Origin of the sequence: Rhizobium sp. Root1220 (assembly GCF_001426265.1) — a bacterium.
GTDB lineage: Bacteria > Pseudomonadota > Alphaproteobacteria > Rhizobiales > Rhizobiaceae > Rhizobium.
Window position 1 is genome coordinate 228,744 of record NZ_LMDG01000036.1, and the last position, 16,489, is coordinate 245,232.

Annotated in this window: 15 protein-coding genes and 1 pseudogene; 6 read left to right on the top strand and 10 right to left on the bottom strand. The window is 61.3% G+C overall.

Annotated features, from left to right (window positions below; all coding sequences use genetic code 11):
* The first annotated feature begins 135 nt into the window (after window positions 1–135).
* Window positions 136–1,056, top strand: coding sequence for a sugar kinase (locus ASC90_RS25855; protein WP_056547020.1), 921 nt, complete (start codon window positions 136–138; stop codon window positions 1,054–1,056).
* 245 nt (window positions 1,057–1,301) lie between these two features.
* Window positions 1,302–2,402 (top strand): annotated as a pseudogene (locus ASC90_RS25860) (glycosyltransferase family 1 protein); the annotation flags it as partial.
* 63 nt (window positions 2,403–2,465) lie between these two features.
* On the opposite strand, the gene ASC90_RS25865 reads toward ASC90_RS25860, so the two are convergent.
* Window positions 2,466–3,686 carry an MFS transporter gene (locus tag ASC90_RS25865; protein ID WP_056547026.1) on the bottom strand — a complete coding sequence of 407 codons (1,221 nt, stop codon included), beginning with the start codon at window positions 3,684–3,686 and terminating at the stop codon, window positions 2,466–2,468.
* A gap of 331 nt (window positions 3,687–4,017) precedes the next feature.
* Between ASC90_RS25865 and ASC90_RS25870 the strand changes: the two genes are divergently transcribed.
* Complete coding sequence (locus ASC90_RS25870) at window positions 4,018–4,251, top strand: hypothetical protein (RefSeq protein ID WP_056547030.1); 234 nt, start codon at window positions 4,018–4,020, stop codon at window positions 4,249–4,251.
* A gap of 108 nt (window positions 4,252–4,359) precedes the next feature.
* On the opposite strand, the gene der is transcribed toward ASC90_RS25870, so the two are convergent.
* From der to ASC90_RS25885, 3 genes are all read right to left on the bottom strand, one after another.
* Window positions 4,360–5,802, bottom strand: a complete 1,443-nt coding sequence (gene der / locus ASC90_RS25875) for a ribosome biogenesis GTPase Der (protein WP_056547033.1) — start codon at window positions 5,800–5,802, stop codon at window positions 4,360–4,362.
* Between the two features lie 15 nt (window positions 5,803–5,817).
* Window positions 5,818–6,501: a tetratricopeptide repeat protein gene (locus tag ASC90_RS25880; protein ID WP_056547037.1), complete on the bottom strand. Its 684-nt coding sequence runs from the start codon at window positions 6,499–6,501 to the stop codon at window positions 5,818–5,820.
* Between the two features lie 104 nt (window positions 6,502–6,605).
* Entirely contained in the window at window positions 6,606–7,190 is a 585-nt protein-coding gene (locus tag ASC90_RS25885) for an NnrU family protein (RefSeq protein ID WP_056547040.1), read from the bottom strand.
* Window positions 7,191–7,307: 117 nt separating this feature from the next.
* On the opposite strand from ASC90_RS25885, the gene ASC90_RS25890 reads away from it, so the two are divergent.
* Window positions 7,308–8,303: a hypothetical protein gene (locus ASC90_RS25890; RefSeq protein WP_056547042.1), complete on the top strand. Its 996-nt coding sequence runs from the start codon at window positions 7,308–7,310 to the stop codon at window positions 8,301–8,303.
* Between the two features lie 530 nt (window positions 8,304–8,833).
* On the opposite strand, the gene sbmA is transcribed toward ASC90_RS25890, so the two are convergent.
* A complete protein-coding gene (sbmA, locus tag ASC90_RS25895; protein ID WP_056547046.1) occupies window positions 8,834–10,099 on the bottom strand; it encodes a peptide antibiotic transporter SbmA in 1,266 nt (421 codons plus the stop codon).
* A gap of 144 nt (window positions 10,100–10,243) precedes the next feature.
* Window positions 10,244–11,428, bottom strand: coding sequence for a YbfB/YjiJ family MFS transporter (locus ASC90_RS25900; protein ID WP_056547287.1), 1,185 nt, complete (start codon window positions 11,426–11,428; stop codon window positions 10,244–10,246).
* A gap of 150 nt (window positions 11,429–11,578) precedes the next feature.
* Between ASC90_RS25900 and ASC90_RS25905 the strand changes: the two genes are divergently transcribed.
* A complete protein-coding gene (locus ASC90_RS25905; RefSeq protein WP_056547049.1) occupies window positions 11,579–12,151 on the top strand; it encodes a PadR family transcriptional regulator in 573 nt (190 codons plus the stop codon).
* Window positions 12,152–12,154: 3 nt separating this feature from the next.
* Here the strand turns inward: ASC90_RS25905 and map are convergent, their stop codons facing one another.
* The 4 genes from map to ASC90_RS25925 form a co-directional block, all read right to left on the bottom strand.
* Window positions 12,155–12,913 carry a type I methionyl aminopeptidase gene (gene map / locus ASC90_RS25910; protein ID WP_056547052.1) on the bottom strand — a complete coding sequence of 253 codons (759 nt, stop codon included), beginning with the start codon at window positions 12,911–12,913 and terminating at the stop codon, window positions 12,155–12,157.
* A gap of 105 nt (window positions 12,914–13,018) precedes the next feature.
* The gene (locus ASC90_RS25915; protein WP_056547290.1) at window positions 13,019–14,080 is read right to left on the bottom strand and encodes an LLM class flavin-dependent oxidoreductase; all 1,062 of its coding nucleotides are present in this window, start codon (window positions 14,078–14,080) and stop codon (window positions 13,019–13,021) included.
* 98 nt (window positions 14,081–14,178) lie between these two features.
* Window positions 14,179–15,438, bottom strand: coding sequence for an RNA polymerase sigma factor (locus ASC90_RS25920; protein WP_056547055.1), 1,260 nt, complete (start codon window positions 15,436–15,438; stop codon window positions 14,179–14,181).
* A complete protein-coding gene (locus ASC90_RS25925) occupies window positions 15,435–15,827 on the bottom strand; it encodes a YciI family protein (RefSeq protein ID WP_056547057.1) in 393 nt (130 codons plus the stop codon). Before ASC90_RS25925 ends, ASC90_RS25920 begins: the two co-directional genes overlap by 4 nt.
* 266 nt (window positions 15,828–16,093) lie before the next feature.
* On the opposite strand from ASC90_RS25925, the gene ASC90_RS25930 reads away from it, so the two are divergent.
* Window positions 16,094–16,435: a YciI family protein gene (locus ASC90_RS25930; protein ID WP_056547060.1), complete on the top strand. Its 342-nt coding sequence runs from the start codon at window positions 16,094–16,096 to the stop codon at window positions 16,433–16,435.
* Window positions 16,436–16,489: the final 54 nt, after the last annotated feature.

Here is a 16,489-nt window from a genome sequence, read left to right on the forward strand (position 1 = left end):
CCGCGCTGGCGCTTTTTGCCCGGCAGATCGCAGGCCTGGGACAATCAAGCTCGCCGTTCCCCGCGACGTATGCGCTTGTCACCGCTCCTCTCTGCGCGTATCAGCGAAACGCGGAAAATCAGAGGAGGCAAGGGTTTGAGCGGACGTTTTCTGTCAATCGGTGAATGCATGGTGGAGCTCTCGCAGGCCGGTGCGGGCCTTTTGCGCAAAGGCTTTGCCGGCGATACGCTGAATACCGCCTGGTATGCCCGGTGCTGCCTATCGTCGGAGTGGTCCGTCGACTATTGCACCGCGCTGGGCGACGATGCGATGTCCGATGAGATGATCGCCTTTTTCAGGGATGCCGGCATCGGCACCAGCCTGATCCGCCGCATCAAGGGCAAGGCTCCCGGCCTTTACATGATCAGCCTCAAGAATGGCGAACGATCGTTCAGCTATTGGCGGGACAGTTCCGCGGCCCGCCAGCTCGCGGCCGACCCGGATTTTCTGCGCGAGGCAATCGAGCTCAGTGACGTGGTCTATTTCTCCGGCATCACGCTTGCTATTCTGTCGCGCGACCACGCCGATACGCTGCTTGCCGAAGTCCGCCGCGCAAAGGCCGCCGGCAAGCTGGTGGTCTTCGATCCCAACATCCGGCCGCGTCTCTGGTCTAGCTACGACGAGATGCACGCGACGATCAGCGAGGGAGCACGCGCATCGACCCTCGTCATGCCGAGCTTCGATGACGAAACCGCGCATTTCGGCGACTCTACCATCGAAGCTACCATCGACCGCTATCGTGCGCTCGGCGCGGCACACGTCCTGGTGAAGAACGGCGCTGAAGGTGCAACCCTGAACTTCGACGGTATCGAAACCTTTGTCCCGGCCGAAAAAGTGCTCCAGGTTATCGATACCACCAGCGCCGGCGACAGTTTCAACGGCGCGTTCCTCGCCCGCTACCTGGAGACCGCAGATGCCCCTTCGGCAGCGCGCTTCGCGGCAAGGGTAGCCGCCCGCGTTGTCAGCGAGCACGGTGCGTTGATCGCCAGGGAAAAGCTCGGTTTGGAAAGGCCATAACCTCCGAAGCCGCAGTCATTGCCGCGTGGCGGGTGTTGTCCCGTCACGCCTGAAGGCAGTGTAATATTCCCGTCATCGTTGCCCCGCAGACTAAAGGACAGCGGGAATCGATCGTCCGGCACCCGCCCGGAGCTATGCGCCGCCTTTTTCCGGATAACGGCGCGGATGGAAGTCGGGTCATGCTGCCACGTCTGCCGAACATTCCCGACGATGAGAATGCCGCCGCATTGCCGCCAGGCAAACACGAGCGGCTGGTGATCGTCAGCGATGCCTGGCATCCGCAGGTAAACGGCGTCGTGCGCTCGATCGAAAACACCAACCGAGAACTTGCAAGGATGGGGATCGAGGTCGCGATGGTGACGCCGCAAGGCTTCAGGAACATCCCGTGCCCCACCTATCCGGAAATCCGTCTGTCGATCGCGAGCTACGGCAGTGTCGCCGCGGAAATCGAGAAACACAGGCCATCCTATGTACACATCGCCACCGAGGGCCCTTTGGGGTTGAGGGCGCGGCGCTGGTGCCTGAAGAACCGCATGCCGTTCTCGACCAGCTATCACACCCGCTTCCCCGAGTATGTCGCCGCCCGACTGCCCATCCCGAGGCACTGGCTCTATGCCTTCGTGAGGTGGTTCCACAACTCAGGCGCCGGATGCATGGTTGCCACGCCGAGCCTCGCCCAGGAACTCTCCCAAAAAGGTATCCGCAACCTGATGCCCTGGAGCCGCGGCATCGACGCCAACCAGTTTCACCCGATGCCGCTTGACGACACCCCCTTCGATCGGCCGCGTCCGATCTTCATGACCGTCGGCCGTGTCGCATTGGAGAAGAACCTGCCGGCTTTCCTGGACCTCGACCTGCCTGGCTCGATGGTTGTCGTCGGCGACGGACCGGCCCGCGCCGAGCTCGAAAAACGCTATCCGAACGTCCTCTTCACCGGTCTGAAGTTCGGCGAGGAATTGGCAAAAATCTACGCCCAGGCGGATGTCTTTGTGTTCCCATCCCTGACCGATACCTTCGGCAACACCATTCTGGAGGCGCTTGCCTCGGGCGTCCCCGTTGCGGCCTATCCCGTTACGGGTCCGCTCGACATCATCGGCGAGGACAGCGAGGTCGGCGCACTGAACGCGGACCTGCGCGCCGCTTGCCTGGATGCCCTTTCCTGCTCGCGCGACAAAGCGCGCGAGCTTGCCGTTCAATATTCCTGGGAAGCGGCGACACAGCAGTTCATCACGAACATTCGCGCCGCCAACGGCGTCATTACGCCGAAATGGAAAAAGGCCTGGAATTTTGCCGCAAAGTCGCTGCCGAAGAGCAAGAAGCTCGGCGACGCGGAGACAGCGGCATAGCTTGAGTAGCATCCGGACCGGCGAGATGATTGACGCCGGTCCGGTCGCCATTGCGATAAAAGCTTATGTCGGGGATGCACCGAGCACCGGCCGATTCGCTTCGCGAGGCAGGGCCGGAAATGCGAGTGCAATCGCCGCTGCACCAAGACCGACCATCGCCGAGCCGATGAAAAGCCAGGAGTAGTTGGCGAAGGTATCGAAGATCCAGCCGCCGATCAGCGGACCGAACGCCATCCCAATGCTGGAAAGCATCGTGGCAGCGCCGAACACCGTACCGATGATGCGGGGTCCGAAGTACTCTCTCGCCAGCACCGCGTAGAGCGGCATGACACCGCCATAGGCGCTCCCGAAAATCACTGCCAACGCATAGAACTCGCCGAGTTGGCTGACGAAAAGATAGCTGGCGAGTGCCAACGCCTGCACCAGCAGGCCACCGACCAGGACCGGTTTCACGCCAATCCGGTCCGAAAGCGCGCCATAGAAAAGCCGGCCGCCAAGCCCTGCCAGTCCCTCGACGCTATAGATGCTGACCGCCGCCATCGGCGCGACACCGCAGATCGTTGCATAGTTCACCATATGGAAGATCGGGCCTGAATGCGCCGCGCAGCACGCAAAGAAGGTCAAGCCCAACACGATGAACTGCGGCGAGCGAAACACTTGCGACAAGGGCGTTGGCGCATTCTGCGTCGGGCTGTCTGCCGCCGCATCGCCAACCGTCTCGGCGGGCCGCCGTCGCACGAGCAGGGCCGCTGGCACCAGCAGGACCCATGCCCCGATACCGATGATCAGCATGGCAGGGCGCCAGTCGTAAGCTGTTATCAGCCAGCGGGCAAACGGCGAGATCGTCATCGGCGCGACGCCCATGCCGGCGGAGACGAGCGACACGGCAAGACCGCGGTTCTCATCGAACCAGGCGGTGGTTGCCGCAATCATCGGCGCGAAAAACGTGCTGGCCGCCAGACCGACAAGGATGCCATAGGTCAGCTGAAACTGCAGAAGCGTCTCGGCACGGCTTGCCAACACAAGTGCAAGCCCGAGAAGCACCGAGCCGATCAGGACGACAATACGCGGGCCGAAACGGTCGCTTGCGGCCCCCCAAACGAACCCGCCGATACCCATGACGATGAAATTGAGGGTCATTGCGCTGGCAATGCCGACATGCGACCAGCCGGTCGCCGTCGCAATGGGCTCCTGGAAGATTGCCAGCGAGAACATTGCGCCAAGCGCAACACACGTCATCAATGCACCCACACCGACAATGACCCAACGATAGGACATGCTCATGGCCACGTAACCTCCCGTGCCGACAATCGATCATGCGAGCGCCGGAGACTGGCCGTCAACAGCGCTACAATCCTAAGACGTTCGGCCACGGACCTTTTCGACATTGCCGCTGCACTTTTTGTGCCGTGGCCCCTTTACGGAAGGACCCGTTGGCTTCGCGGACGCACTCGCTTTGGCTTTTCTGTTTGCCGGATGGACCACATCACCGTCAGCCGATACCAGCTAGCTGTCCCTCACCAGAAACGAACGGAATTAAGATATATTAAAATAGTACTATTAGACATAACGGCGCCGCCATGAGATTCTGATTCTAGTAGAATCGGAAGGTGAAATGGCCGGCGAACGTTATCTATACGATTACAGATCGCACAAGGCGGTCATGTATCAGGCCGGCGAACACCTGTATCCTATTTCAGGCAACAAGGCGCAGCATTGGGTCTCCGGAGATTACATATTCTCCATGGAAACGCAGTCTATTACTTACTGGATGCTTGGAAACGACGTCTACGGCCACATCGGCAACGGAGAATTGACGCGCGAGCCGATTTATTATTTTGGCGGTTGACGCCAGGCTGACCGAGAGACTTGCAACGCTGGCGGATCCGGCAGAGGAAAACCTCTCATCCCGGCAACCAGCGGCAAGCACCGCCCGCAGGCGGCACCCCATTCTCATTCAACGATCGTTGTTCGGGCGCCTGCGTCCACCGCTCTTCGACTCGTAAGGATTTTCCTTCTCGCGATAGAGGATGCGGATCGGCACGCTCGGTAGGTTGAAATCCGTGCGCAGGCTGTTGATCAGGTAGCGCGTATAGGATTCCGGCAGCGAATCGGAGCGCGTGCAGGAGATCATGAAGGCCGGCGGGCGCGCCTTGACCTGCGTCATGTACTTGAGCTTCAAGCGGCGGCCGGAGACGGCCGGTGGCGGATGCTGCGTCGTCACCGAATCGAGCCAGCGGTTGAGCTTTGACGTCGAGATGCGCTTGTTCCACACCATGTCGGTGTCGATGATCGCCTGCATCAGCTTGTCGAGACCGCGACCGGTCTGGCCGGAGATCGGCACGGCGCGGATGCCACGCGCCTGCGGCAGCAGTCTCTCGGTCTTTTCGCGAAGATCCGCAAGCACCGCCTGCTGGTCCTCGATCAGGTCCCACTTGTTGAAGGCGAGCACGGCGGCGCGGCCTTCGCGGATCACCAGGTCGGCCAGCTGCAGGTCCTGCTTTTCGAACGGGATGGTCGCATCGAAGACGATGACCACGGTTTCGGCAAAGCGGATCGAGCGCAGCGAGTCGGCAACGGAAAGCTTCTCCAGCTTTTCCGTCACGCGCGCCTTGCGGCGCATGCCGGCGGTGTCGAACATCTTGATGGTGCGGCCGCGCCAGTCCCATTCAACAGAGATGCTGTCGCGGGTGATACCCGCTTCCGGACCCGTCAGCAGACGGTCTTCACCGAGGAAACGATTGATCAGCGTCGACTTGCCGGCATTCGGGCGACCGATGATCGCCACGCGCAGCGGCTTGGTGTCGTCGTATTCGGGCTCGTAATCCTCGTCCTCTTCCATCTCCTGCGGAAGATCGACATTGGTGATGGCGATGTCTTCCTTTTCCTTCGGGTAGGCGCGCTCTTCACCGATCGCGGCAACGATGGCATCGCGCAGGTCAAGCATGCCCTGCCCGTGTTCGGCGGAGATCGGCACCGGCTCGCCTAGGCCGATCGTGTAGGCATCGTAGAAACCGCTGTCGGAGCCCTTGGCTTCCGACTTGTTGGCGACCAGCACCACCGGCTTGCCGCGGCGGCGAAGCATCTCCGCCAGTTCCTTGTCGACGGGCGTCAGGCCAAACTTGGCATCGACCACGAACAGCGAAATATCCGCTTCGTCGATCGCCGCTTCCGTCTGGGCGCGCATGCGGCCCTGCAGGCTTTCCGCGTCCGCCTTTTCGAGGCCGGCTGTATCGATGATGGTGAAGTGGAGACCCATGAGCCGCGCGTCGCCGGGACGGCGGTCGCGGGTGACGCCGGGCGTATCATCGACCAGCGCCAACTTCTTCCCAACCAACCGGTTGAAAAGCGTCGACTTGCCGACATTCGGGCGACCGACGATCGCGACCGTAAAGCTCATGAAAATTCCTTAAACTCAGCCCTGTGCGGCGGGCGCCTTGCCGGATGCGGTAATGATATCAAGCATCATCTGGGCGCGATTGGCAACATTGCGCGGGCTTTGCGCATCGTCGGCGATCGCCTGGTACCACTGGCGCGCCTGCGCCATGTTGCCGGCCTTGTAGGCGGCAAGGCCGAGCGCTTCGCGGGCGGAGTGACGGAAGGCGTTGGTGGGAACGGCCATTTCCTCGACCTGTGCCGAGACCTGCTCATAGGTGCCGTTTTCGATAAGCAGCCAGCCGGCGCGCATCTTGGCGGCATCGCGAATGGCCTGCGGAGCGGCGGCATCCTTGCCGATCACGTCGAAGGCGGCCACGGCACCAGCCGTATCGCCCTTCTGCGCCAGCACGCTGGCGGCGCGCATGCGAGCAAGGATCGGATAGGCTCCGTGGCCATCCTTCTCCAGCTTGTCGAGCGCCGCAAGCGCCTCGTCGCTCTTGTTCGCGTCGGCAAGCTTCATGGCGGCGATGAACTGATCGCCCGTGCCGGAGGACTGGTTGTCGTCCCAGTATTCGAAAACCTTGTAGCCGACGGTGCCGAGCACGACCAGAACGGCGAGCGCAATCAGGTAGCGCCCGAACCGGCGCCACGCGCCCTTCATCTGGTCGGAACGCAGTTCCTCATTGACTTCACGAATGAAGCTGTCGTCGTTGAATGCCATTCTCGTCTCCAGCCACGGATATGCCTGATCATGCGGGTTGCACGCACATTGTGGGGCCTTCTACCCCATTTTGCGGCCGTTGTAAGGGGGATGTGAAAGATTCGTTACATGACCAACGGGGAAACGCCGATCAGGAGTTCGTGCAGCTTGAAAGTGATCAGCGCCCAGGCGACCGCGCCGAGGATCACGGCATAGAGATCGTACTTCGCCGAAACGAACGGCCGCAGCGTGACTTCACCTGCCCGTTGACGGCGTTTCAGCGAAATCCGCAGGATGACGCCCCAGCCCAAAAAGGCACCGAACAGCAGGACCGACGAGGTTTCGCCATTGGCAAGCAGGTGCGAAAGCGCCCAGATCTTCACCGACAGCACCATCGGATGCTTGGTCTTGACCGCGATATGCCCCGCCGGCAAAAGCGAGGCGACAAGACAGATCATAGCGATCAGCATCAACGTGATCGCGATGTGGGCCATCCAGACCGGCGGATTGTAAAGCACGCCGGTGACCAGCCGCGCCTGACCGAAACCGTAGATCAACAGGATCAGCGTCAGGATGCTCGCTATGGAGTAGCCGATCTTCCAGCCGTTCTCCCCGAGGCTCGCGATCATGGACCGGCGAAGGACCGGTGCGACGACCCGCAACAGATGAAGCCCTAGGAAAAGGATGATGCCGACGATAAGCAATGTCATGGATGCGCCTCCTGTGCGTTACCTGACTTAACGGCAGGCACGCAAAAACACCAGCGCCACCGCAGCTTTGCCGCAATTCTGTAACAGGAAAGCCGCAAACAAATTGTCGCGGTGCCCATGTTTCGTTCCTTTTTCCAGGCCTCCCTCGCCGTTTCACTTCTGATACCTGCTTCGGCCACGGCTTCCGACCGGCCGAAGCAGCTGGTGATGATTTCCTTCGACGGCGCGCATGACAACGCGCTGTGGCAAAAGAGCCGGGAGATGGCCGCGAAGAATGGCGCACACTTCACCTATTTCCTTTCCTGCACCTTCCTGATGAGCCAGACCGCCAAGAAGGCATACCAGGCGCCGCACCAGAAACCGGGCAGATCCAATGTCGGCTTCGCCCAGAGCGACGACGAGATTCGCGATCGCCTCGGCAACATCTGGCATGCCCATCTCGAAGGCCACGACATCTCGAGCCATGCCTGCGGACACTTCGACGGACGCCAGTGGAGCGAGGCGGACTGGTCGCGGGAATACGCGACGTTTCACTCCACGCTGAGAAATGCATGGAAGGGTGTCGACCTCGCGGAGCCCGAAGGCTGGCAGGATCTGGTCGACCATGGCATTCATGGCTTTCGCGCACCCTATCTCTCGGCCACCGCTGGCTCCGACATGATCTCGGCGGAGAAGAAAGCCGGCTTCACTTATGATGCTAGTCTCGTGACGAAGGGACCGGCCATGCCGGTCGAGGAAAATGGCATCATCCGCTTCGGCCTGCCGCTGATCCCCGAAGGCCCGCGCGAAAAGCCTGTTATCGGGATGGACTACAACCTCTTCGTCCGCCATTCCAAGGGCGAGGAAGACAGGGCCGACACCAGGGAGTTCGAGGACCGCGCCTACGTCGCCTTCAAGGAAGCCTTCGACAAGCAGTACGCCGGCAGCCGCATCCCGCTGCAGCTCGGCTTCCACTTCGTCGAGATGAACGGCGGCGCCTACTGGCGCGCCCTCGACCGGCTGGTAAGCGATGTCTGCCATCGTCAGGACGTCGCCTGCGTCAGCTATTCGGAAGCGATCCCCGTCATCAAGGCGCGCGGTAAACTGCAGCAGACGCAGGCGTCGGGGCTGTGATCAGGCGTAGCCTGCGCTAGCATCTTTTGCGAAAGCCGAGCGGCGCACGTGTCACCCCACCCTGCACCAAGCGGGGACGCTCATCGCCTTTGAAAACAATATCTCCCAGCCTTCCCAATGGCCTAGTCCTCACTCTTCGACATTTTCATCCACGCCCGCAGAGCCGCGATCATACTCTGGACGTCATCGCACAGGGAGCCGAGTCGCGAACCGGAACCTCCACGGGTCGAAATCCGGCGTGCGATGATGGTTGCGAGGGTGGATCACAAGCTGTCAGAGCCGACGATCCACCGGCGAGATCGATCCGGGAGACGCTCCTGCCGGGTCGGGTAAGCCGGAAACCGAAGCAATCGGGCAGGCAGATAGCCTGACAAAACCACCTCCAGACAGACTGCCTGCCCTTCCCTCTTTTACGAAGTCGCTGTTGCGGAGCCAATCGCTCCGCACGCCGCGTCGCTGTGCCCAAACGAAAACGCCGCGCATCTCTGTCGATACGCGGCGTTCTGTTATCTAAAAACCGAACCAGCTTGCTAGCCGTCGGCGTGGATGATGCCACCGTCGCGCTCCAGGTAGCGCTGATCGATATCGGGCAGCGGCTCGCCGTCGATCGCGGATTCGAACGTGCGAAGGCGCTTGTAGATCGAAAGCAACTCGACGATCGTCGTCCATGAGTTGACGAGATACTGGAACGATCCGCGCACCTGATCGAAGACGTTGTTGATCTGCGTCAGCAGGCCGAGCGTCAGTTTGCCGGCGACGATCGAGGGGACGAGCACGATCAGGCTGAACAGGTTGTCCGCTTGCAGGTAGAAGATGCGGGCGACGTTGAAGTACATGTAGTGGAAATAGAGGCGGAAGTAGTTGCGCCGCACATTGGCGAACAGCTCGGCCACCGTCGGTGGCGTGGCGCGGTCCGCATGGTCTTCGCCGTAGACGAGTTCCTTACGATAGGACGCCTCGACACGCTGGTTGCGGAATTCCAGTCCCGGCAGCTTGATGCCGACGAACCCCAGGAAAACCGTGCCGAAGATCGACCAGAAGATCGCCGCCCAGACGAGCGCGTGCGGGATGTTGCCGATGATCGGCAGCTCCGTGATGTTGGCGCCGATCTTGAACAGCACCGGCAGAAAGGCAATCAGCGTCATGACCGAGCTGACGAGACTGACACCGAGGCTTTCCACTGTGGACGAAAAGCGCATCGTGTCTTCCTGAACACGCTGCGAGGCGCCTTCGATGTGGCGCAGCTTCGGCCAATGAGTCATGTAGTATTCGTTCATTGCCGTGCGCCAGCGGAAGATCCAATGGCTGACGAAGAACAGGTTCAGCACGCCCACCGTAATGGCGATGAAGGCGATGCCGGCAAAGCCAAGCATGCCGAGGTACAGCTGGGCAGCCGTCACCGGCGCCGTCTTTGCCAGCGCCTGCTGGATCAGGTCATAGAACGGTCCGTACCAGGCATTGATTGCAACGCTGACCTGCACCGAGAAATAGGTATTGAAGATGATCAGTGCGGATCCGAGCACCGACCACATCTGCCAGCGGTGTGGGCTGTAGGTGAACCAGAAGCCTGCGAACAGCGCAACGAAGACCACGTAGTAGATGTAGAACCACAGGAACGGCGACGACCAGAACACCGACGCGCCGATAGGTGCATCCTGCCCTTGCGGCAGCGGCGGCAAACCGATGACAGAACCCAGGCTGGAGCCTCCGAAATACCACAGCAGAACGGCAAGAAGCGCCCAGACCACGGCTGACGTGAAGAAGAGTTTCGGTTTCGGGAAATAGGATAGGAACACGGGGGACGGTGCTTTCCTGGACTGGAGGCTTCGGAGTCTCTGTAGACCGATTGCCCGGGAAAGTAAGATAGTTCACCGAATGTAACAATGGGCTCAGCCGATTGTTACGCAATTGTAACCGATTAATTACGCAATTGTAACCACTTAGGAGGGTTTCCTGACCACTGGCATGACGACGAGAGCGCAGACCACGAGAGCCAACGCCGCAACACAGGTCGGCGCGGTGAAGCTCCCGGTCCACTCGGCCATCCAGCCGGCAACGATCGGGCCGACGATCTGGCCAACGCCGAAGGCGGCCGTCATCGTCGCGAATGCCCTGCGCGGGCTTGCCGGCGCAAGCGTGCGACCGATCTGCAGCCCGTAGGCGGTAATCGCGAGGAATGTCACGCCGAACAGGGCGCCACCGATGAGCGGCGCGATCGAGCGCGGCAGGAGCACCGTGGCGAGCACGCCGGCCGCCTCGACCAGCAGCGCGGCAATGTAGACCCCGCCCAGCCCCAGCGGTCGCACGAAAGGCTTCCAGAGGAAGAGCGCACCCGACGCCGTGAGACCGGCAATGAACCAGCACAGGAATTCGACCGTTCGACCGGCGGCATCCATGCGCGCGATCGTCACCAGGAAGGTTGCGGTGATGACGTAGCCGAAGCCGAACAGCCCGTAGGACCCGGTCAACAGAAGCATCGGCCGGTTCCAGGCAATCGCCGGTTCCTCGCCTGTCTGCGCCGCGGTGACCGGGCCTGCGGGCAGAAGGTACCACACGGCGACGAGGCTGATCGCGGCATAGACCGCTCCACCGATCCAGTCGGCACGCCATGCTTCGGGGCTGCCGTGATACCCCAGGCCGATCAGCATGATCATTACCGAAGACAACGCGATACCCGCCCCCGGGCCGCCGAAGTGCGCCGCCTGCACGTGGTCGTTGCCGGCCATTGCACCGTGGCTGAGCACGATCGACGACGTGAAGATCATCGCAAAGGCACTGGCGCCGCCGGCAAGGAAGCGGATGATGGCAAACACCATGACCGAATTCGTCATGGCCATCGCGGCAAGCAGCAGGGCGGTGGCCGAGAGCGCCAGAAGTGCAACCTTGCGCTCTCGTCCGGTGGCCCAGCCATAGGCGGCAAGCACGGCCCCGGCGAGATAGCCGACGAAGTTCGCCGAAGCGATAAACCCGGCGTCGGCGGCAGACAGCGGCACGGCGCTCATCATGCCTGGAAGGATCGGCGTGTAGGAGAACCGCCCGAAACCCATGGCCGCGGCCATGGCGATAGCGCCAGCCAGGGCGGTGCGGAACAGGTCTGTGGGGAGGGTCTCATTGCGTACCAACATGCTTCGCTTATCGCGCTGCACAATCACGCCGACAATCAAGATTTTCTGATCGATCGATCAATTCAGGAAATCTTCATCGCCGCCTTGAATTCTAATATCTTACGATATATGTTTTACGACATAGTGAACGATATATCAAAGGAGTGACCTATGAGAGGTTTCAAAGGTGGAATGATGGGCGGTGGCGGTTTCCGCATGGGTCGGAAGTTCGCGGCCGGCGACTTGCAGCTGGTGATCCTGGCGCTATTGGCCGAACAGCCGCGCCACGGCTACGAGATGATCAAGCTGTTGGAAGAGCGGTCGGGCGGCTTCTACGTGCCGAGCCCCGGCGTCATCTATCCGGCACTGACATATCTCGAGGAAACCGGCCTTGCCGACGTTGAAAGCGAGGGCACCAAGAAGCTCTATCGCATTACCGAAAGTGGTCGCAAACTCGTGGAGGAAAACAGGTCCATGATCGAAATGACGCTTGGAAAGCTCGAAAAAATCGGCGCGAAGATGGCGCATGTTCGCCGCATATTCGATCCCGAGAGTCGCGGCGGCGAGCGCGAGGACGACGTCTTTCCGGAAGACAAGAGCGAAGTCGCCGCAGCCCGCATGTTGCTGAAATCAGCCCTGCGGCTGCGCTATCCCTGGTCGAAGGACGAGGCCAGGCGCATCGCCGGCATTCTGGAGCGGGCAGCGGCTGACATCCTCAGCGGCGGCAACCGCTCTGGCGAGTAACAATCAGGCGACCCCGTCCGCGAGCGTCAGGATCAGTGGACCATTGCGCGTGGCAACGACCGTGTGTTCATATTGCACGGTCGGAGCCTGCGGATCGGCATAAAGCGTCCAGGCATCATCACCGCCTTCCGCCCAGGTCGCGCCGAGAGAAAGAAACGGTTCGACGGTGAAGACGAGACCTTCGGTCATCATCCGCTTCTCGGACGGGTCCGGCCAGGTCGACAGTTCGGCCGGCTCCTCGTGCAGAGAGCGGCCGACGCCGTGGCTGGCGAGATTGGCCACAAGCGTATAGCGGTTCTTGACCGCGAAGGCACCGACAGCCTGCCCGATCTTGGCAAGCGGTTCGCCCGCCTTCACCTGGTTGAGCCCTACCCAGAGCGCCCTCTTGCCATCGCGGCAGAGCTTCTCAAGCTTCGGCTTGAAGGGTGGAACCGTGAACGACGCACCGGTGTCGGAAAAGAATCCGTCCTTCTCCGCCGAGACATCGATATTGACGAGGTCGCCGGGACGGATCACCCGCGGGCCAGGAATGCCATGGGCAATTTCCTCGTTGACGCTGATGCAGGTGGCACCCGGAAACTGGTAGCAGAACTCCGGCGCCGAGCGCGCCCCCGCATCATCCAGCACCTTCCGGCCGATTTCATCGAGTTCGAGCGTCGTGATCCCCGGCTCAAGCGCGGATGCCATCACCTGCAGGGCATTGGCGCAGATGCGGCCGATTTCCTTCAGCTTGAGGAGTTCGTCTTCGCTTTCGATGATCATGAATCCGCTCGCGGCCTCCGCGGCCGGTGGGCCGGCTCTCATTGAAAATGAGAGCATGACGTCGATGGAATTCCAACTTATCCTTTAAGGCATCATGCTCTTGCTTTAGGCGGTGGCTTTCGCCCCTCCGCCGCTTTCAGTCAATGCTTTTCTGACGATCGGCGCCACTTTCGTACCGTAGAGTTCGATGCCACGCATGATCTGGTCGTGAGGCATCAGCCCGATCGCCATCTGCAACAGGAAGCGATCGTTCTTGAAAAGCTGGTGATGGGCAATGATCTTTTCCGCAACCAGTTCCGGATCGCCGACGAAGAGCGCGCCGCTCGGACCGCGCGACATGTCGAAATGCGCCCGGCTCGTCGGCCCCCATCCGCGCTCGCGCCCGATGCGGTTCATTACTTCCGCCTGCGGACCATAGAACTGATCGGCAGCCGCATCCGTCGTATCGGCGATGAAGCCGTGCACATTGATGCTGGTCTTCAGCTTCGACGCCTCCTGCCCCGCCCGTCGCGCCGCCTCGCGGTAGAGATCGAACAGCGGCGCAAAACGGCGCGGCTCTCCGCCGATGATTGCGAGCGCCACCGGCAGCCCCATGGCACCGGCACGCGCCACCGACTGCGGCGTGCCCCCGACGGCAATCCACAGGGGCAACGGATCCTGCAGCGGACGTGGATAGACGCCGCGTTCGTTGATCGGAGCCCGCATCTCGCCCGACCATGTCACCGTCTCGCCATCGCGCAGCGCCATCAGCAGATCAAGCTTTTCCTCGAAGAGCTGGTCGTAGTCTTCAAGCTTGTAGCCGAACAGTGGAAACGACTCGATGAAGGAACCCCGCCCGGCCATGATTTCGGCTCGACCGTCGGAGAGAAGATCCAGCGTCGCGAACTGCTGGAACACCCGGACGGGATCGTCGGAACTGAGCACCGTCACGGCGCTGGTCAACCGGATATTCCTCGTCTTCACTGCCGCCGCTGCCAGGGCGACTGCCGGAGCAGACGCGGCGTAATCCGGACGGTGATGCTCCCCGAGACCAAAGACATCAAGCCCGACCTGGTCGGCTAGCTCAATCTCCTCGATCAGATGCCTCAGCCGCTCCGCGCCTTCGGCGCCCTTGCTCCGGCTCGGATTGGGGTTGACGTCGGCAAAGGTATAAAGGCCCAGTTCCATGGCTTGCATCCCGTTGAATTCATGGCTGGTGATAAGGATGGAGCAGACCGGGCGCAAATACAAATTCTGGAACGCATCGATCGAGATTCTCGATGCTGCTATTTTGCGGCAGGCATCTCGGGCAGGTTTTGCAGGCTGTCGATCTGCAAACGGATATGAGCCGCCTCGGTCGCCGAATGGGCAAGGGCAATCGCCCGATCGAAAGCCTCGTGGGCCTCGCGGGCGCGTCCGAGCTGCTTCAGCAGACCCCCGCGCAGGCCATGATAATAGAAATAGTCGTCCAGCCTCTCGCCGAGCGTCTCGACGAGATTCAGTGCCTCCTCCGGCCCCCTAAGCTTCGCGACCGCAACCGCCCTGTTGAGCGTGATGACAGGCGACGGCTGGATGCGCTCCAATGCGCGATAGAGCAGTTCGATCTCCTCCCAGTCGGTGTCCTCGGCCCGCTTGGCGCGCGAATGCAGCGCCGCGATTGCCGCCTGAAACTGGTACGGCCCGGGCTGGCGATGGCGGATCGCCTTGTCGAGCAACGCCAGCGCCTCGTTGATGAGTTCCCGGTTCCAGCGCGACCGATCCTGATCCGCCAGCAGCACGATATCGTTCTCGCCATTGAAGCGCGCCTCGCGCCTGGAAATCTGCAGCAGCATCAGCGCCAGCAGTCCCATGAGCTCCGGTTCAGACGGGAAGATGCGCAGCAGCAGACGGCCCAGGCGGATCGCCTCGTCGCTAAAAGCGCAGGCATCATGCTTCGGATCCGCCTGGCTGTAGCCTTCGTTGAAGACGAGATAGATCATCGTGCCGACGATCGAGAGCCGCTCCGCCCGTTCCCGCGCATCGGGCGTCTCGAACGGCATGCCGGCCTTGGCGACACGCGCCTTGGCGCGGGTGATGCGCTGCTCCATGGCGCTCTCGCCGACCAGAAAAGCGCGGGCGATCTGCTGCACCGAAAGTCCGGAGACGATACGCAGCGCCAGGGCGATCTGCTGCGTCGCCGGCAGGTCCGGATGGCAGCAAATGAACAACAGCCGCAGAATATCGTCGCGATAGTTGGAAACGTCGAGCCGCTCGGCGATATCGGCCTCGGCATCGCCCGTATCGGAGATCAGGTCCTCGTCCGGAAGTGCCTGGGTCTTCGAGCGCTTGCGTACGACATCGATGCCGCTGTTGCGGCCGACGAAGATGAGCCATGCCGTCGGATCGCGCGGCGGCCCCTTGTCCGGCCATGTGCGGATGGCGCGCAGGCAGGCCTCCTGGAAGGCCTCTTCGGCGATATCGAGATCGCGAAAATAGCGGAGCAGCGCGCCAAGCGCCTTCGGGCGGGCCGAGGAAAGCGTTACGTCGATCCAGGCAATATCCGTCATGTCGCCCCGCCATTGCCGTCGAACCTGTCCGGTCCATGGAAGACGTAGAACGGCCGGATCTCATAGGACGTCGAGCCAGGATTAACCGCAGACAGTTCCTTGGAGAAGGCGACTGCTTCCTCCAGCGTATCGAAATCGACCACATAGAAGCCGAGAAGCGCTTCCTTGGTTTCCGCAAAAGGACCGTCGAGCACCAGCGGCTCCTCCTTTCCCTTGCGCACGGTCGTCGCTGCCGTCGTCGGCATCAGCCGGCCCACCGGCCCGAGCTTGCCGCGTTCGGCCAGTGGCGCCTGCACCGCACGAAGCTTCGCCATCACGGCGTCTTCCTCCTCCCTTGTCCAGGAGAAAACCGTCTCTTCATTGGCGTAGCATAGGATTGCATAAAGCATGTCTTGTTCCTCTTCCTGAATGACGAAGGAGTAACCCGGCTGCCGACAGCGCGCAGCAAAAAATTGAAACGTAATGAAGGAGATGTACCCTGCTGGCTGGCAAGTATTGCCTCTGCCCGGTTCGTAGGGAGAACCTGTCGCGATGAACGGCAACGCGAGGGGTGTCGACAGAATTTGATCGACGCTTGTCGAATTACCGTCCGGCTGTTCGTCATATAATGAAGGCAGGGCGACAGGCCCGGCTGAAGACGGTTGCAGGAGGATTCATGACGCAATATCTGGTCGCCATTCACCACGCCGACGACTACGACCCTTCCATCGCGGAGGACGAGGCGATGTCCCGCGATATCGACGCACTCAATGACGAGATGAAAGCTGCCGGTGTCCGGATTTTCGTTGGCGGCCTGCACCCGGCAAGCAGGGCGATCTCGATTCGGGGTGGATCCGATGGTGAGACGCTCGTCACCGATGGGCCATACCTCGAGACAAAGGAGCATGTAGGCGGCTTCTGGGTGCTGGAAGCCGCCGACATGGACGAGGCACTGGCGTGGGGACGCAAAGCCGTGGTCGCTTGTAGGGCGCCGGTCGAGGTGCGGCCGTTCCACTGACGGACGACTTCCACGTATGCAAGCGAGACAGATGGGGGCCTCGACCCGACTGTG